At 37.4% G+C, this 18745-nt stretch carries 16 protein-coding genes and 1 tRNA gene; 10 read left to right on the forward strand and 7 right to left on the reverse strand.

The window, feature by feature from the left end; genetic code table 11:
- Positions 1 to 7 precede the first annotated feature (7 nt).
- Positions 8 to 475 (reverse strand): response regulator, encoded by a 468-nt coding sequence (locus ATK78_RS22120; RefSeq protein ID WP_133578324.1) that lies wholly within the window; start codon positions 473 to 475, stop codon positions 8 to 10.
- Positions 476 to 750: 275 nt separating this feature from the next.
- Between ATK78_RS22120 and ATK78_RS22125 the strand changes: the two genes are divergently transcribed.
- Genes ATK78_RS22125 through ATK78_RS22150 form a run of 6 tightly spaced genes read left to right on the forward strand, consistent with a single transcriptional unit; the run spans position 751 to position 7889 of the window.
- A complete protein-coding gene (locus ATK78_RS22125; RefSeq protein ID WP_133578325.1) occupies positions 751 to 3084 on the forward strand; it encodes an Rv1355c family protein in 2334 nt (777 codons plus the stop codon).
- Positions 3085 to 3771 carry a hypothetical protein gene (locus tag ATK78_RS22130; protein WP_133578326.1) on the forward strand — a complete coding sequence of 229 codons (687 nt, stop codon included), beginning with the start codon at positions 3085 to 3087 and terminating at the stop codon, positions 3769 to 3771.
- 12 nt (positions 3772 to 3783) lie between these two features.
- Entirely contained in the window at positions 3784 to 5937 is a 2154-nt protein-coding gene (locus tag ATK78_RS22135; protein WP_133578327.1) for a sensor histidine kinase, read from the forward strand.
- A gap of 17 nt (positions 5938 to 5954) precedes the next feature.
- Complete coding sequence (locus ATK78_RS22140) at positions 5955 to 7034, forward strand: hybrid sensor histidine kinase/response regulator (protein ID WP_133578328.1); 1080 nt, start codon at positions 5955 to 5957, stop codon at positions 7032 to 7034.
- A complete protein-coding gene (locus ATK78_RS22145) occupies positions 7024 to 7434 on the forward strand; it encodes a response regulator (protein ID WP_133578329.1) in 411 nt (136 codons plus the stop codon). The genes ATK78_RS22140 and ATK78_RS22145 overlap by 11 nt, the downstream gene beginning before the upstream one ends.
- 20 nt (positions 7435 to 7454) lie before the next feature.
- On the forward strand, positions 7455 to 7889 hold the full coding sequence (locus ATK78_RS22150) for a secondary thiamine-phosphate synthase enzyme YjbQ (RefSeq protein WP_133578330.1): 435 nt from the start codon (positions 7455 to 7457) through the stop codon (positions 7887 to 7889).
- Here the strand turns inward: ATK78_RS22150 and ATK78_RS22155 are convergent.
- Positions 7858 to 8889 (reverse strand): glycoside hydrolase family 43 protein, encoded by a 1032-nt coding sequence (locus ATK78_RS22155; protein WP_208112423.1) that lies wholly within the window; start codon positions 8887 to 8889, stop codon positions 7858 to 7860. The genes ATK78_RS22150 and ATK78_RS22155 overlap by 32 nt on opposite strands.
- A gap of 407 nt (positions 8890 to 9296) precedes the next feature.
- Between ATK78_RS22155 and ATK78_RS22160 the strand changes: the two genes are divergently transcribed.
- A complete protein-coding gene (locus ATK78_RS22160) occupies positions 9297 to 12149 on the forward strand; it encodes a lantibiotic dehydratase (protein ID WP_133578332.1) in 2853 nt (950 codons plus the stop codon).
- On the opposite strand, the gene ATK78_RS22165 is transcribed toward ATK78_RS22160, so the two are convergent.
- Complete coding sequence (locus tag ATK78_RS22165) at positions 12091 to 13203, reverse strand: sensor histidine kinase (protein ID WP_133578333.1); 1113 nt, start codon at positions 13201 to 13203, stop codon at positions 12091 to 12093. The genes ATK78_RS22160 and ATK78_RS22165 overlap by 59 nt on opposite strands.
- A gap of 92 nt (positions 13204 to 13295) precedes the next feature.
- Between ATK78_RS22165 and ATK78_RS22820 the strand changes: the two genes are divergently transcribed.
- On the forward strand, positions 13296 to 13445 hold the full coding sequence (locus ATK78_RS22820) for a hypothetical protein (RefSeq protein ID WP_166664944.1): 150 nt from the start codon (positions 13296 to 13298) through the stop codon (positions 13443 to 13445).
- Between the two features lie 21 nt (positions 13446 to 13466).
- Here ATK78_RS22820 and ATK78_RS22170 read toward each other — a convergent pair whose 3' ends face one another.
- Entirely contained in the window at positions 13467 to 14201 is a 735-nt protein-coding gene (locus ATK78_RS22170; RefSeq protein WP_133578334.1) for a LytR/AlgR family response regulator transcription factor, read from the reverse strand.
- Positions 14202 to 14483: 282 nt separating this feature from the next.
- On the opposite strand from ATK78_RS22170, the gene ATK78_RS22175 reads away from it, so the two are divergent.
- Positions 14484 to 15011 (forward strand): TlpA family protein disulfide reductase, encoded by a 528-nt coding sequence (locus tag ATK78_RS22175; RefSeq protein WP_133578335.1) that lies wholly within the window; start codon positions 14484 to 14486, stop codon positions 15009 to 15011.
- Between the two features lie 4 nt (positions 15012 to 15015).
- Here the strand turns inward: ATK78_RS22175 and ATK78_RS22180 are convergent, their stop codons facing one another.
- The gene (locus ATK78_RS22180; protein WP_133578336.1) at positions 15016 to 15666 is read right to left on the reverse strand and encodes an HAD family hydrolase; all 651 of its coding nucleotides are present in this window, start codon (positions 15664 to 15666) and stop codon (positions 15016 to 15018) included.
- 52 nt (positions 15667 to 15718) lie between these two features.
- Here ATK78_RS22180 and ATK78_RS22185 point away from each other — a divergent pair.
- Positions 15719 to 15792, forward strand: a tRNA-Ile gene (locus ATK78_RS22185).
- A 621-nt stretch (positions 15793 to 16413) separates the two neighbouring features.
- Here the strand turns inward: ATK78_RS22185 and ATK78_RS22190 are convergent.
- Both ATK78_RS22190 and ATK78_RS22195 read right to left on the reverse strand, forming a co-directional pair.
- Entirely contained in the window at positions 16414 to 17271 is an 858-nt protein-coding gene (locus ATK78_RS22190; protein WP_133578337.1) for an SDR family oxidoreductase, read from the reverse strand.
- Positions 17272 to 17345: 74 nt separating this feature from the next.
- Positions 17346 to 18098: a DUF6597 domain-containing transcriptional factor gene (locus ATK78_RS22195; protein ID WP_133578338.1), complete on the reverse strand. Its 753-nt coding sequence runs from the start codon at positions 18096 to 18098 to the stop codon at positions 17346 to 17348.
- Positions 18099 to 18745 lie beyond the last annotated feature (647 nt).

Genomic DNA, 18745 nt, shown 5'->3' on the forward strand with positions numbered 1-18745 from the left:
CCGACTCCTAAGATAGGAGATTCTGCCGTAATAAAAACTCAAGCTGCCTGTTTGCCAGCAGCAGCTGTTCAGTAAGTTCGCGGTTTTCTTTTCTTAGAGAATAAATTTCATAGGCCTTTTCGATGTTGATTCTCAAGTCTTCATCCATCCATGGTTTCTGTATATACTTATAAACCTGGCCTTTATTTATTGCATCAATCACGGCATTGATATCTGCATATCCTGTTAAAAGGATCCGGATCGGATCAGGAAAATCAGGGATAATGGATTCTAAAAATTCTATACCCGTAGTGACGGGCATACGCTGATCAGTAATGATAATTTCAATGTTCTCAGTCTCTAATATTTTCCGGCCTTCTGCGGCAGACTCCGCAGTAAAAATATTGAATAATCTTCTAAACCCAGCTTTGAAAGAGTTGAGATTATGTATCTCATCATCTACGTACAAAACATTTATCGATGTTTCATTATTCATATTCTCTTGATGTTTTTGTTAAAGATATTGCTTTTCCGAGTTTTAAAGAACTTTTTTGGTCTAAAAATTATTTCTTTGAATACTTACGAAATATTTTAATAAATGGCTTTGCTCTTGAAATATCTCATATTCAGCCTCTAATAACAAAACGGGGGAATAACTAAAAATAAAGTTAAGAATACGTTTTCATTATCACATTAAAAAAGTATAATTTTAGTAGATTTTAGTTCAGAAGCTGAATTACATTGCGGGGGCAAATATTTTCATACAAGCGAATGCATTTAGATAAAAGTTTTAACAAGATAAATGAATTTATTTTAGGTTCAAAATTGTATAAAGATATTTATACACCTTCTTTTTATAGATTAAGTAACCATGAAGATTCAGAAAAACTAGCAGCTCTACTCCAGGAAAAACCACACATACAGGTATTTGACACGCTCATCAACCAACTAACAGATCTGGTAAAAGGGCTTAATCCAAAAGTTATTTTCAATAAGGATACGATTGACGCTGCCATTAAAGATCATGTGGGCACTATTGAACCTTTTAAGTACGGCGTATGGGTGTACTATCCATGGATGGAAAAAGTGGTTCATATTCTGGATCAGCAAGAATTTATCCAGGTTCGCACCAATCGCAACAAACATAAGATCACACAAGAGGAACAGGATCGGTTAATGCAGAAAAAAATTGGTGTTATCGGGTTATCGGTAGGCCAGTCGGTTTCATTAACGCTTGCTATTGAAAGGGGCTGCGGAGAATTGCGCATTGCTGACTTCGATGTGCTCGACCTCACCAATTTAAACCGGATCCGTTCTGGTGTACACAATATAGACCTCAAAAAAACAGTCATTGTTGCCCGTGAAATTGCAGAGATAGATCCATTTTTAAAGGTTACCTGTTTTCATGAAGGCATTACTGAAGATAACATTGATGCCTTTTTAACGGAAAATGGCAAACTGGATCTGCTGATCGATGAATGTGATGGGATAGCCATTAAGATCCTGTGCAGAACAAAAGCCAAAGGGTACCAGATTCCGGTATTAATGGAAGCAAGCGACCGTGGCACAATCGATATAGAAAGGTTTGATCTTGAACCTGAGCGTCCTATTCTTCATGGATTTATTGAGCATCTCGATATTTCTAAAGTAAAAGACCTTAAAACCAATGAAGAAAAAATCCCTTACATCTTACCAATAGCGGGTGTAGAAACCTTATCCACCCGGATGAAAGCTTCCATGCTTGAAATTGAGCAAACCATTACCTCATGGCCACAGCTTGCCAGTGCAGTTACGTATGGCGGCGGGATAACGGCAGATCTTTCCAGAAGGATCTTATTAGATATGCTTCATATTTCGGGAAGGTTCTTTGTAGACATTGAAGAGATCATTTCCAATCCGGAACCTCAGCATGCTGTGTCCGAAGAACTGTCTGTTGAGAAAGGGATCACCTTTGATGAGATCAGGGAATCTGTAAAGCAGGTTAGTTTTGAGAAAATAGCTAATCCGTTGATCTTATCTGACGATCAGTTGAACCAAATCATTTCCATTGCTCAAAAGGGCAGCTCTGCAGGGAACAATCAGCCCTGGAAATGGCTCTACAACGACGGTGCACTATATCTGTTTCACGATACAGAACGTTCATTTTCCTTTGCCAACCAACAGAATATAGCGGCCTATCTCAGTTTTGGCCTGGTCATTGAAAGTATCCGGCTAAAGGCAGAGACTTTTAATGTATTGGTTCATGAACACACATTTCCTGACCCCACTCTGCCTACCCTGATTACTATCCTGCAATTTTCCAAGCTGCCAGATACACAGGTAAAAGATCCTTTAGCTGATTTTACAGCATTGAGACATACCAGCAGAAACCGGCCGAAGGAAATAATACCAATGAACGCATTGCACTTAGCCGAAATTAAAGAAGCTGCAGAGCAGGTTGATGGTGCAAAGTTTTACAGCATTGAAAACCCGGCAGACCTTAATAAAATTGCCAATATATTGGGAGAAGCAGACAAGCTTCGTCTTTTTACCCCTTCAGGACATCACGAGCTTTTTAATCTTGAACTGAGATGGACAAAAGAACACAGCAGGGAAACCGGCAGCGGCTTAGACCTGGAATCCTTTGAACTTACTCCCGGAGAATCAGTTGGTATGCGGATCGCTAAAGACCCTAAAGTGCTTCACTTGTTAAAAGATTGGAAAGGTGGTGGCGGACTGGAGCGTTTGTCCCGAAAATCAGGCATTGCTTCCGCCGCATTGGGTTTGATTACCATGCCTTATTTTAACGCTGATAACTTTATTGCTGGCGGAAAAGCGATAGAAAGAATGTGGTTAGCTGCAAATAAGAACCAGGTTTCGATCCATCCTATGACTGCAAGTATTTTACATTTCAATGTGCTTAAGTATAGTGATGCCTTAAATGATGACCTTTTCCTAAAAGATAAATTCACGGAACTTAATAACATATTTTACGATTGTTTTTCAAGTTCAGATCCAAACGATGTTCCCATTTTTCTTTTTAGATTATTTTATGCAGAAAAGCAAAGTCCCCCTTCTGAGCGTTTGCCAATAGAACAGATATTTATGTCAAACAGCAGCAAATAAATGGTAAGGTTTAGGGCATTTAAAGCGACAGAAGACGAAGAAGCTTGTTATAAGTTTATTGACGGACACAGAAAAGTTCTTGAAATCTATGGGATCACCATGATCACTTCTGCCAAGCATCAATGGGTTACTCATGATAATACTTATGTGATCCTTGTGGAATCACTTGAGGATGGGCGGGCGCTGGGTGGTGCGCGCATCCAAATTGCTGATGAGGAATTAAAACTTCCAATTGAAGACGCCATTGGAAAGATTGATGTAAACATCTACAAACAGCTGGAAGAACGGAAAAAATTAAAAACAGGCGAACTATGCGGCCTGTGGAATTCAAGGGAAATTGCAGGCTTTGGTGTCGGAAGTATCTTCCTGATCCGTGCCTCCGTTGCTTTAGCCTATACGTTGGGTCTGGCCAGTTTATTTGCATTATGTGCTCCGGCAACAGTTAGGGGCGGTAAAAAAACAGGGTTTGATGTGAACATTGAATTGGGTAATAACGGTCAGTTCTATTATCCTAAATTAGACCTTATAGCTACTGCTGTAGTTATTGATAACCTGAGAACACTTGAAAAAGCTGAACCAGACATCAGAGAGCTGGTTTTCGACCTGATCAATAACCCGCAACAGATTAGAAAAGAAACCGGACCCAAAGGTGAAATTGATGTAATGTATGATTTAAAAATTACTTAACACGGTCAGATTGTGAAGCTAAATCAAAGGATCATCATTTATTTGAGCTGTTTTGCAGCCCTGCTCTTATTCCAGAATAAGGGTTATAGTCAGGTTATAACAATCAGCAAAGACATTAGCCAGCAACAAAATATAAGTGACCAGATCTCCGTGTATGAAGATGTTTCCGGCAAACTAGCACTTGAAAAGGTGATTGCAAAAAAAGGTTTTGAACCCAATACGAGTAACGTTTCAAACTTTGGCCTGACAACTTCGAAGATCTGGGTAAAGATCGAATTAGTAAATCCCCATCTTAAAAAAGATGTTTTCCTGGAAATCAAGAACCACTCTTATGATGAAGTGGTTTTTTATAACCCCGATTCATCCGGAAACTTTAAAAAAAAATACTCCGGGCAAAACATTCCACTTAGCAAACGTGACATCCCCCACCAGAACACGCTGTTTAAGCTATCTCCTTTGGCATCAGACACGACAGTACTATATATCAGTATTTTATCATCAAACCCGATTACATTACCAATTTATCTGGGGAGCTCCAATGCTACTTTAGCTGCTATTTCTTTTGACAACACGATTTTCAGTTTGTACATCGGCCTTATTATTACGATGTTCCTATATAATATCTTTATTTACTTCACGGTCAGGGATAAAAGTTACCTCTACTATGTAATTTATATTTTTAGTGTTGGGTTTACACAAATGTCTCTAAAGGGATACTCATTGGTATATCTTTGGGGAGACAGTGTTTGGCTCAATAACCAGGGCGTGGTTTTTTCTATTGCATTTGTGGGCATAACTTCCGTTCTCTTTGCGAAAGTTTTTTTACACGTCAGAACTTTCTTAAAAAAAGTAGACCGCTACTTAAATATTCTGATTGTTCTCTACACCATTGGTTTCCTGATCAGTATTTGTGGTTATCCGATCCTGGCGCAGCAGGTCTTACAAATTATAACGGTGATTGCCTCTATATCTGTAATTACCACGGGTGTTTTAATCTATCGAAAAAAATACCGTCCGGCATTGTATTTTACAGTTTCCTGGTCTTGCTTTTTAATGGGTGTCATCGTATTTATCCTAAAGGACGTTGGTGTACTACCCCCTGTATTTTTCACAAATAACGCGATTCTCATCAGTTCAGGCCTTGAGGCGGTATTGCTTTCTTTTGCCCTGGCGGATAAGATCAATATCTTTAAGAAGGAAAAAGAAGAATCACAGGCAGAAGCCCTGCGGATCTTAACAGAAAATGAAAAATTAGTACGTGAACAAAATGTTGTTCTGGAAATAAAAGTAAAGGAGCGGACAGAGGAATTAGAAAACACCAATGAATCTTTAAATACTGCATTGACCGATCTTAAAGAGGCTCAGTCACAATTGGTAGATGCAGAGAAAATGGCTGGCCTTGGTCAGTTAACAGCAGGAATTGCACATGAAATTAACAATCCAATAAACTTTGTTACGTCCAATATTAAGCCATTGGAGCTTGATATTAATGAATTGAATGAAGTAATCACCATGTATGAGCAGTTGGATCTGCAAGGCGATATTGAACAACAATTGGGAAAGATCGAATCTTTTAAAAGGCGAATTGATATTGAGTTTGTAAGAGATGAAATAAAATCATTACTCTCCGGAATTGGCGATGGTGCTAAAAGAACTGCAGAAATTATCAGAAGTCTTAAGAATTTTAGCCGCCTGGACGAGAATGACACCAAGCCTGTCGATTTAAATGAGGGACTGGACTCTACCCTGGTTCTGATCCGTAGTACTTTTCCTGCTAATCTGAAGATCATCAAAGAATACAGTACGATCCCCTTGGTTGAGTGTATGGCGGGAAAAATAAACCAGGTATTTATGAACCTGATTACAAATGCCATACAAGCAATCAGGTCAAAAGAGTTACAGGAAGAAGAAGAATTCATTACCATCAGGACCTGGCTGGAAGATGACCAGGTTAAGATCAGCATTAAAGATTCCGGAACCGGAATGACGGAAGAGGTTAAGCAAAAGATCTTTGAACCTTTTTTTACAACCAAAGATGTTGGAGAAGGAACGGGTCTGGGATTATCGATTGTATTTCGGATTATTGAAAATCACAAAGGAAATATTGATGTTATAACAAAAGTAAATCAAGGTACCGAATTTATTATTAACTTGCCTTTAAACTGAAACTAACATAGTTTATTATGAATGCACCAACTGTACGAGTTCTGTATATTGATGATGAAGAGAACAATTTACATGCATTTAAGGCTGGCTTTAGGAGACAGTATGAGATCTACACCGCGATTTCGGCTGTCGAAGGTTTAAAGATACTTGAGAATGTGGCGATCCATGTGATCATTGCAGATCAAAAAATGCCGCAAACAACAGGAGTAGAATTTTTCAAAAGCATAACAAATACCTTTCCTGATCCGGTTCGGATCTTATTAACCGGATATACTGATATTGAAGCTTTAGCTGATGCCATTAATCATGGTGATATATACAGGTACATTACCAAACCATGGAATGACCTGGAACTGCACAACTCGATCAAGAATGCATATGACGCTTACAAGGCAAAAATAGACCTTCGAAATAAAGTAATTGAGCTTGAAAAGACCAATGATGAATTAAATCGCTTTATTTATAGCATATCTCATGAACTAAGAGCACCATTGGTTTCTGCAATGGGGGTTATTAATCTCGTCAAAATGGAAGGGCTTTACGAATCTTGTGGTGAGTACTGGAGTTTAATGGAAACCTGCTCTAACCGGCTGGACTATTATATTCAGAAGACCCTTCAATACTATAAAAATAACAAAACCATTTCCGAGCATACGAATATTGATTTTTCAACACTGGTACCAGACTTAATTGAACTCTATTCTTATTCCGATAAGGAAACACATTTTAATGTTGATATTAAACAGGATGTGCCTTTTTATGGAGATTCATTTCGGATTGAAGTGATTTTAGGTAACCTGATCTCAAATGCCATTAAATATCAAAAAACTGAAGAAACACATAAGAAAGTAGGAATTAGCATACTCGTTAAAAAGGAGAATGCAGAGCTTACAATTAGTGATAATGGTATAGGAATACTGAATGAGCATCTGGAAAAAATATTCACCCAGTTTTTTAAAAGCAAAACAAATCATGGAAGTGGATTGGGTTTATTTATCGTTAAAGAGGCGCTAAACAAAATCCATGGAAAGATATCTGTTAGTTCAGACCCTTTAGAGGGCACTACCTTTAAAATTAAGATTCCCAATGTTAAGTAAACCGAGAAAAGTAATGTTGATTGATGATAACGAAGTTGATTTAAAGATCAACTCTAAAATCATTACTATATCTAAATTATTTGATGAGATTATAGTCTGCAAATCTGGTGAGGATGGATTATCTTATTTAAGCGAGCATACGGACGATCCCAATAATTTACCGGATTTCATTTTACTGGATATCCAAATGCCAGAAATGGATGGCTTTGAGTTTTTAGAGATCTATAAGAATTTTCCGGATCCTGTAAAAGAAAAATGTATCATTGCCATTCTTTCATCTACACTTGACTTCGGCGATATTAAAAAAGCAGAAGCCAATCCGCTTGTGATTAAGCTGCTTAGAAAACCGCTATTTCCAAAGGAACTTGAAGAGCTGCTAAGAAAATATTTCATTCTATAACTTATCGTCCTATATTTCAAATGAAGATCTATCAGAAAGTTTTGACTTTGAAAGAGAGAAAAAGAGGCTTTCATTTGATCACGGATGAAGTTATTGCTGCATTTCCTGAGATCTCAGTATTGAAGACGGGAATTTGCCAGGTTTTTATGCTGCACACCTCTGCGTCACTTACGATTAACGAAAATGCTGATTTTACCGTAAGAAAAGACTTCGAAATGTATTTCAACAAAGCAGTTCCTGAAAATGATCCTGCATACCAGCATGATTATGAAGGCTCTGATGATATGCCTGCACACCTAAAAGCTTCAATTATGGGTACATCGGTTATGATCCCTATTCGTAATGGGAAATTGGCACTGGGCACATGGCAGGGTATTTATTTCTGTGAGCACAGGAATTATGGAGGGAACCGGAATCTGATGATTACTGCCTGGGGAGAGGCACACCAAAGTTAGGGCTTCCATCTTTGTTCCAGCTAAAACGCTGTGCTCTTGGCGATCTGTGACCACCACAACCCTGACCAGGGGCATCATTGGCATGATACAAGATCCAGTCTTCCTTGCCATCAGGTGATTTAAAGAACGAGTTGTGTCCAGGCGCATATACCCCATTATCTATAGATTTCTTAAATACCGGCTCTTTTGATTTGATCCATGAGACAGAATCCAGCAGATTGTTTGTTCCTTTAAAGGTAAGTAGTCCAAGTGCATATGAATCCGTCCAGCATCCGCTTGCAGAGTAAACGATAAACAATTTGTTTTTATGTTCCAGAATTTGCGGCCCTTCGTTCACGCTTACCTTTGGCGCAGTAAAGGATCCGTCTTTTTCCCAGTCAAAAACAGGTGAAGAGATCCTGTAACGTTCACTGGAGATTGTCCATGGATTTTTCATCTTTGCAATGTAAATGCTTTGTGTTCCGTTAATGGGTCCCTCCCAGCCGGACCAGAGCATATACAACTGATCTTTATATTCAAACACGGTTCCATCAATAGCCCACCTGTCTGATGTATCCGAAACCTTCCCTTTAAATTGCCATTCTCCCTGCATTGGATCAGCAGATGCATTTTCAATCACATACATCCTGTGGTTGTTGTTATTTCCATTATCAGCGGCAAAATACATATACCACTTACCACCTATAAAATGTATTTCGGGGGCCCAGATTTCCTTTGAGTATGATGTTCCGGCCGGTGGTGTCCAAACGATTTTTCGTTCTGCGTGTTTAAGATCAGACAGATCTTTGGTTTTCCAGATTTCGAGCCTATTGCCCAAGGTATGTGTGTAATAATAAAATCCATCCTTATATGTGCTCCATGGATCGGCACCAGAAGGAAGAATTGGATTCTGAAAACCTTTAGATTCTGTTTTCCGTATAACTGGGATCATGGATTGTCCGGAACAACTACATACGTACAATACGACTAAAAACAGGAAGACTCTGGAAAGGTTTTGCATATTTAAAGATACAGCCATAATACAAAAAAGCCTAATCTTTTTATGCTTTAAAGAAGCCGGCTCAAAACCGGCTATAACAAGTAAAGGACAAGAGCGCAACCTCCTGTCCTTACTTGGTTAATTCTAAAAACTAACTTGAGGCGCAACAATATTTTAAGGGCAACAATATTAATGATTCATACTTGGTAATCCTTTTCAGTTCTTTTCCATCATTCACTTGTTAAATTTAAATACAAATTAAATAAACATAAAATCACTAGGACGTAAAGGTTGTTTTTCTATTTAAAAGCATATATTTTCTACACCAAAACATTTCAACTTTTATCGTAAATCCGTCTTTTCATTAGAAAAACTAAAGATTCCCGACTAAATTTTGAACGGTCAGTTAGCAACAAATTGTAAAATATATGAAACTAAAAAATCTAGATATCGCATTGTGCCGTACTCCTGCATATGGTATAGAAAGTACGCTCGAAGAAGAATGGGAATCCCTGAAAGAAAAGATTAAAGAATCTTCGATACCCTTTTATGAACTAATTGCTTCAAAGTGTGCAGCGGATTTAGTGCATTTGGACGACAAAGTCCAGTTCACCATCTGGAAGTATTTTAACCGGTCAAAATACCGTTCTACACCCTTTGGCAGTTTTGCTGCATTTACCGTTCTTCCCGTTAGCCAGGGCGACCATAAGGTTCCTTTACAGATCTCAAATGCGATGATCTCTCATGAATTTGCCGATTGGAGCAACAAAGAACATTATATTGCTGATGTCAAAAAAACCATCCGGTCCTCTATCTTTTTTTTCGCCAACTCTTCCCTTTATAAAGTTGGAAATGAGATCCGGTATATCCGTATTAAAGATAAAACGTTTGAACTCGCCACATTAAACTGCTTTCCTGAACTTGACGCCCTATTAAAGCTGTGTTCAAAGCCAGTGATGATCGATGATATTTACGAACAGATGCTGAGTAAATTTAATCTAAGCAAAAAAGAAAGCTATAAATTTATCGGTCAGCTGATCAAAGTTCAATTGCTGATCACAGACCGGTTCCCTAATATCACTGGTAATGACTATTTTAACCGGCTAAATTATCCGTTGGTCAGTTCTTCCTCCAATTACATCCTTTCAGAACGAAAGCATTTGGCTGGCAGTATTGAGCAGCAGAAAATCAGGATAATCCCTGAAGTTATATCCTTTCTTTCCAACCATCTGCCGGTGAGCACGAATAGTGATCTTACCAATTTTGGTAAAGCATTTTTAAATAAATTTGAGGGTAAGGAAATCCCCTTGTCTATTGCTATGGATCCTGAAGTTGGTGTAGGCTACGGTAATCTGGAACAAGGTTATTATTCGGATCTGCTCATTGAAACCATCAATGCGACCAAATCAATTCCTGTTGACAGCACCAGTATCAGTTATACAGAGCTTCACCGTTTTGTTTTAGACAAGCTTATCCAAGGAAAGAATTTCCAGTTGGATGAATTTAAAGGTGCCCCCACTTCCAGTCCGGTTAAATTACCGAACACATTCAGTGTGATGTTCAGTTTATACCAGGACAAACCTGTAATCACCAATATTGGAGGCTGTACAGCTAACTCATTGCTTGGACGTTTTACGATGAGCAGCACCGAGCTGGAAGATCACTGTAAGGAAATAGCTGCACTAGAAGAACAAGCAAATCCAGACGTTATGTTTTTTGACATTGCTTATCAGGCAGAAAAGCACATTGACAATGTAAACCGGAGAAAGTCTTTATATAAAAAGGAACTGGCAATTTTAACCTGGTCGTGTATGGAAGAACCTCTAAGCCTCAATGATATTATGGTTTCCGTTCAGGGACAGCAGATTATTCTGCGTTCAAAAAAGTACGGGAAAAGAATGGTACCCCGCCTGCCCTCTGCTTACAACTATACACGATCAGATCTTTCTGTTTACCGGTTTCTTTGCGACCTACAACATCAGGATATCCGTTCTGATCTGAATTTTGACCTGAAGCATTATTTTCCGGATCTTCAGCACTACCCCAGGGTTTGTTACAAAGAGCTGATCCTTTGCCCGTCTATGTGGCTGGTACCAAAGAAGATCTATGAAGATCAAAAGGGAGTAACCATTACTGAACGAATCGATCAATTGTCTACCTGGTTAAATATGCAAAAGATTGATTTCTTATTTAAGGCCGGAAATACCGATCAGACCCTGTGCTTTGATCCCAATAAGTTAACGGATCTAAAATTCTTTCTTACCTATTGCAGCCAGCAGGATGGGCAACCGATCTATATTTCTGAAGCACTTATTAATAAACACGATTGTATAAAAGACGAGGGCAATAATAATTATGTGCCTCAATATATTGTTAATTATAGTCATCATGATATGATCTATGAAGCACTTAATCCAGTATATTCCAGTTTACAAAGTTCTAAAAAACTGCCTGATATCCTTTTACCAGGAGAGGAATGGCTATACTTTGAAATTCATGTTCATCCCTCTAAAAGCAATAGCTTATTGACAAACCAGATTGCTGAATTTTTAAGGGAGAGCCGCAAGAGTATTAAAAAATGGTTCTTTATCAGATATTATGACGATAACGGAAATCCGCTGATCCGGCTGCGTTTACACTTAAAAGATCCCATCTATGGATTCCAGATCATCATTAAGCTCAAACCCCTGATCAGACCTGAGATCTATAATGGTACGGTTGGCGATTTCAAGATTCGCACTTATTACCGTGAGATGGCACGCTATGAGGCCAGTCACATTCAACAGGTAGAATATTTTTTCTGGAAAGACAGTAAATATGCAAGCCTGTTAATTTCAAATACCACGAATACCGAAGAGTTGTATACGGCTACTTTATACATGATCCAGCTTTTTTTAGATGCTGCATTTGACAGTTTAAATGAACAGATTGCATTCAGCAAAAATATGGCAGAAAATTTCGCAGTAGAATTCCACATGAACCCGAAGAGTTTCAAGACCATCAACCAGGCTTTTAATGAGTTTAAGAAAACCAGCGATCAAAAGATCCATTCGCAGATCTATACTGCAGCTGGTAAACTGGTACGGTCATTTTCCAAGCTGATTAAAACTTACGATACGGCTAAACGGCCTCAGATCATTTCTGATCTGATACATATGCATATTAACCGGATCTTTGCACTGGAGCAGCGTGTTCACGAAGCGATCATCTATCACTACCTGGTTAAAGTACTGCTCTCCCGTCGCGGTAATTTAACGAATCAAGAGGTACCTGTATCTTAAGTTTAAAATGGTTTTGATCATCTGTATGATAAACAAATTTAACGTCGTTACCATAAGCATAGATCAGTCTTTTCTCAATATTAAGCAATCCGGTATGGTTGCTCCTGTTGTTTGAAATTCTTCTGGCAAGGTTATCGGTTTCAAGAATTAAAAACGTATTGTCTTTAATGACCGTCACTCTTGCCATATGCTCCGGATTACCCAGGTCACCATGTTTAAAAATGTTTTCCATCAGGGTGAGCAATACCAGTGGAATGATTTTCAAATGCTTTACATCTTCAGAGAAATCAATTGTTAGGTACAGTTCCCGGCCTTTTCTAAGACGCGTTAAATGGAGCAGGCTCTCAACCTGCTCCATTTCTTGTTCCAGCTTAATGTACTCTCCCATCTCATCAGAATCTATTGCAAAACGCATCATATCTGAAAGGCTTATAATTGCTTCTGCAGCTATGGGAGAATGGCTGCTTACATTGTGATAAATAAAATCGAGCGTATTGAACAAAAAATGCGGGTTAATCTGCGCTTTTAAGAATGCATTTTGTGCTTTCGAAAGTTCTTGCTCCATATTGCGCTGATCGATGATATTCTGTAATCTTTCGAGTTCCAGCATTTCCATTCTCTTCCTTTGCGTAAGATACCTGCGCAGGAGGAAATAACCCGTAGAAAATCCCATGAAGTAGATGCCCCGGTATAAATTCCTCAATACAAATTGGTAGTCAAATTTAATTTCTCCATGTTCCTGGATTACGCCCACTAAGTTCAGGAACCGGTCTGCCACCAGATGTGCAAACGCATAAATTACGATTTGAATGAAACTAACAACAGGGAGCAGGATAAATGAACTCGTCTTATTCTTGAATACCCAGGGCAGTGCCACATTTGAATGTCCATAGAAGAACAAAATGATCACGAAGTAATGTGCGGCGTATGTTAGAGGTGATCCAAAAGAATTAAGAGAATAGCCAAGGACTATGGTTTCATAGACAATAAATAACAGCCATACGATGATATGAATCTTATTCTTTTGCAACCAATTCTCCTGTTTTCTTTTCATGTATTTAATCCTTTATAAATAGAATTTCTGCCTTTCTGTATAACCATTTTTTAACTGCTTAAAACACCCGCTAAGTTTCATAAAAAAAAGCCATGAAACAGAGAAATTTTAAGCTAAATGAAACTACACTTTTTGTGTACAAATCAGTTAAGGTATCTAACGGAAAATCGATTTCAGATCCTACAACAACTATGGTTACAACTACTGCAAAGACCACCGGTTTTAATAGTTACAAAAAATGAGTTACCATAAAGGCGGGTATTTTATTTCTTTTTACCCGCCTTTATCAGTTTGCCGGCAACAAAACTCGCAAAATCTTTTCGGTAATGGTCACCCACAGTTATTTCAATACCTTTATTCATCTTAATTGTATTTCCATCAATTGAGTCAATGTGGTTCTGGTTGAGTATAAAGCTTCGTTGAAATTGAATAAACTCAGGGAGGGCACTGAGCAATTTCGATATTTCCGTTAATGACATATAGGTCAGTACATTCTTTTCGGGTGTATGAATCATGATATAATTCATTTTACTTTCTACAGCAATTACATCTTCATACCTAATCTTTAATATTTTAAGGTTATCATCCTTACTTTTCACAAAGAAAAAATCATCTTTACTTTTCTGAGCATCTGATTCTTCCTGCTCCGGAAAGAGCTTATTAATGGTAATCAAGAACTTACCTAAAGAATAGGGTTTCAGCAAATAAGCATCTGCATCAGATTCAAACGCATCATAAGCATATTTTGTAAATCCGGTTGTAAATACCAGCTTATTTGTTTTTCTACGGATTTCTTTAGATAACTCCAAGCCTGATATTTGCGGCATATCGACGTCCAGTAAAATTAAATCTACCGGATCTCCAGCTAAGATCTCAACCAATGCTTTTAATGGATCTGTATAGCTTTTTACCAGTTCCAATCTTGAAACTGTACTGATGTACTTTTCAAGACCTTTTACGGCGTGATCTTCATCATCAATAACGATACATCTCAGCATATTTTGAACAACCTTGTAGGAAGGGTGTAATTTATAACTTTTTTAAGACAAAACTATTTTAGTCCCGCAAAAAATTCGTTTAGTACGTTAATTGGCCTGTTTTATATAGAAAGCAAGAAGAGCTGACACTCATCTGGACTGGAGTAGAAGTACGATCATAAGGGATATTAATAAATAAACAATAATCATCATGATATTTAACGTTCTTTTCATAACTTACCTATTATATTTACTAAGACGTTGATTAACAGTATAACGCAACAAGTTTATAAACATAATTTTATGAAAAGAACCCATTTACTTCTTTTTCTGGTTCTGCTCCCTTTTGTTACGCTTGCACAGCAAGATTCAACCACGCTAACAAAAATTGGAGACCAGGTTCCTGAATTTTCTTTTGAAGCTGAAAAAGGAAAAACTGTTCAGATTAAAGACTATAAAGGCAAGTTAATCCTGATCAATCTATTTGCCACCTGGTGCCCCCCATGCAACATAGAATTGCCGCTGGTTCAAAAACAGATCTGGGAAAAACATCAGGGCAATTCGAAGTTTGCTTTTTTTGTATTTGGCCGCGAAGAGGGCTGGGACAAGCTTGATCCTTATAAGGCTAAAAAAGGCTTTACCTTCCCTATTCTTCCAGACCTAAAAAGGGAGGTATTTAGCAAATTTGCTACTCAATCCATTCCAAGAAACATCCTTATCGATGAAGATGGAAAGATCATTTACCAATCTATTGGATTTGGCGAACAGGAATTTTCTGAGATGGTAAAACAAATAGATAACTACCTTTCAAAATCCGGGAAAGCAAAATAACTGGTTAGATCAGGTTGTGTTCCTTTAAAAATTGACCGAGTTCTCTGGGATGTTTATCCATCAGCAAGGTGTGTAAACCTGCTTGTTTAGCACCAACAAGGTGTTGCGGACTATCGTCTATAAACAAGGTCTCTTCAGGTACCAGGTTATTTTCTTTGATTACAGTCTCGAAGATCTCCACATTCGGTTTGCGAAGCAGCATCAGCTGTGAGTAATAGGCTTTTTCAAAAAGGTGGTCATTATTAGCTACCTGATAGGTTCTTTTAAGATAATCCAATATGTAATTGTAATGGATCTCATTGGTGTTACTTAACAGGAAGGTCCGGTATTTATCTTTTATGGAGAGCAACACTTCGTGAACATTTTCCGGTACACCGATAAGCAGACCGTTCCATGCCGCATCAATCTCTTCATCCATTAATCCCGGATTGTTGGCTGCGTTTCTAATCCCATCCCTAAATTTTGCTGCTGTGATTGCTCCGGTTTCAAGTTCTGAAAATATATTATCATGACCTTTATGTCCAAAAAAGGATTCAATATCAGGTATACCTAATTGCAAAAGAGCCTTTTGAGCATTTATGAAGTTGATTTCGAATATGACGTTGCCGTAATCGAAAATAATGTTTTTTATTTTTTGTGCTAAAACTGTTTCCATAATTCGATACAAATATGTAACATTGCACTCGCAAAATCTAATAGATTTTTCAGGGCCTATAGCTCAGTTGGTTAGAGTAGAAGACTCATAATCTTTTGGTCGCTGGTTCGAGCCCAGCTGGGCCCACAGACCCTCTTTACAGTCCGTAGAGAGGGTTTTGTTTTTTCACTTGAAAATTAATCGGCCTTAATAGTAGTATAAAGGCTGTTTTTTGATTCGAGCCCATTGAGGTTTTTTTGTTCTGATAGACTGGTAAATTCAGACTAAGTATTAAAGCTTGGAATAGGAGTATAAGGGAACAATGTAAAAGTGTACGTCAAAAAACGACCGTTTTTTAGTAGAAATTGAGATGAGTATTTGATAAGAGATTTTGATCTGTAATTAACTAACTGCTATTTGTCATTGTAATTGCCTCTAGTCATTAATCCTTGAATCCCAAGAGAGTAATTCCTATTTTTTGCTTGAAATCTATCGAAGTGTTGGAGATCATGATCGGGTGCTTTTCTTTCGAGCTCTTATTTAATTGTCCATTTATAAAACTTCTTATGTAAGGCTGGAATCCCAATACCGAATAATGGCACAAAAATAATTGCTAAAATAAGTGTCCTCATAAGTTGTGGAATTGCAAATAAATAGCTCCCTAAGAGAAAGAAAACAAGGTTCATTGTAAAGTAAACAAAAACGAATGCTATCAGCATTAGCTTCCAGTTTTTGGGTTTCACGGGATTGTCTTCTGCCTTGTTCACCTTATTGTTCATTTACTTCAAACTGCTTTTCATAGTCCTTCGCAAATTGTTCAAACGAAATTGGTGTCTGTCCCGTCAATCGCTTTACTTCTCCAGTTACATCCACACTGAACCCGTTTTTAACGACTTCCTGTGCTATGATGGAGTCAACACGCCAATTTTCTACTCCTACAGCTTCAAGTCGGTTACGCATATCATCAGAAGATACAATAACATTTTTTATGTTGTAGCCGAATGCTTTGCTAAGTTTTTCCGCTGCATCTTTATAAGAAACCATTTCTGAACCGGTAAGAAAATACATTGCTCCATTATGATTTTCTTCTGTCAAAACGACTCTGGCAACAAGGGCAATGTCTCGAATGTCAATACAGGCAATACTTCCATTGGGGTTAATGCTTTGTAAAATGCCTTTCGCAATTCCTCTTTTTGCTTCTAGAAAGTTTTGCATAAAACCCGTAGGTTTTAGAATAGTCCAGCCAATATTTTTGCTTCTCAAATAATGGTCACCTTGTGCATTTTCTTTTGCCCATAATACATCAGATTGGATATTGGCATCGGCTGCAGAGATTTTTACAATGTGCTTAACATTGGTTTCTATGGCAATGTCTATACCGATTTTGTAATGCTTCAATTGGTTAGGTGCGGTAGTTAGTAAAAACAACCGCTTACAACCCTGCATTGCTTTCTTTAGCGATTCTGGATTATCAAAATCGCCAATAACGGCTTCTAAACCCATCTCTATAAATTGAGCTAAATGCGCTTCTTTTCGGCACATTGCACGAGCTTTGATGTTTGATTGTGCTAGAAGCTTGCAAAGCTCAAGTCCTATACTTCCAGTAGCACCCGTAATTAGTATCATGTTCTTTAAAATTATGATGCAAAATTGCAGATTAGGCAAAACTGAAAATAGTATAAATCGGTAATTTTGGACCACTATTTTTTCTTTGTCAAAGCCGTAAAATGTATAAATCGGTCTTCAGCATTTTTGAACAATTCCTTCGGCACTACACCTGAGAATCTTTTTACTTCTTTTATAAAATGGTTTTGGTCTGTGTAATCCTTTTCGGGGTAAAGTTTGCCTTCTTTTACATGCGAAAAAGAGGCTTGAAAACGTAGTAAATTGCAAAACGATTTTAATGAAAATCCAAATTGGTAGTTAAAATAAAGGTTTATTAGCCTACTGCTCCAAAATACTTTTCCAGATAATTCTTTTACAGTCATTGAGCCTTCGGAGGCGTAAACAAGTTGAAAAAGGTTTCGCTTTCTTACATCAATATTTTCCTTCGTTAGTTCTTTTATTTTTGAGGTAGCTTTATCTACGAAGTTTTCAAAACTCGTCAAATCGCTTTTATTGATATCCCAGAAATTTTCTGATAATTTTAGCTTACCCTCTTTAAAGTCTTGATTTCTCATTTTAAAGATATATTCAAGTGCTAATAATTTAAAACTGATGGAATAAATAACCGATTGAGCTTTAGATATTTTAGCCGATGGTTCACTTTGTGGTTTCAAAAGGAAGACATTTAAGGGTTCTAATTCTGAAAATGTAAAAAATAATTCAAAGCAACCGTCAGGTAATATTGTTATCGCTCTGTCTTCTTCTCCATTATTTTTAAATACCCAAAACTTTTCTATAAAGTCGGATATAGAAGTGATTGGTAATATTTGTTGATAAGATGAGTCCATTAAAAGTTCTAAACGATTTTAATAAAAATAAGTATTTTTAAGTATTTACTATTGGAATGAGTGAATCATTATTCCCTCGTTTTTTAATAAAAGCATTACTTCACAGTTCATTGAATTTATTTGGCCTTATAAGTCCTGGTGCATTGTTTTTTTAATTGTGGATTATCATAAACTCATTCCATTAATCAAATCCAATTTTTCGTTTTTGATGATGAGTATTTGATAATTTTAATTATACACTTTTAAGGCCCCTTTCTTTAACTATATGCAAGATTACTCATAGCAAAGTCTATACAATTTCTTTTGCTAAATCAGCGATTAAACATAAATCAGATAGGAAATGGTTCGAGAAACGCCCAGTTGGGTCCACAAAGTAAAAAGCTGTTTTTCATAACGAAAAGCGGCTTTTTTCGTTATTATATGTAAGCATTTATTTCAGCGATTTCTCTGAAACGTATGATTGCAAGATAAATATATCACTTGTAATTTTGTATGTGGGCTTGTTGAAATTCATAGATATAGTGCCATATGATACTATTACAGTTAATTACATTGGATCAATCCCAAATGTTGTGGAGCAGCGTTAAAATTTTAGCTTTGCGTTTTTAAACCACATTATCATTTATGCCGTCATCTACTGCCTCTTT

It is taken from the genome of Pedobacter metabolipauper (genome assembly GCF_004362715.1).
GTDB classification, from domain to species: Bacteria; Bacteroidota; Bacteroidia; order Sphingobacteriales; family Sphingobacteriaceae; genus Pedobacter; species Pedobacter metabolipauper.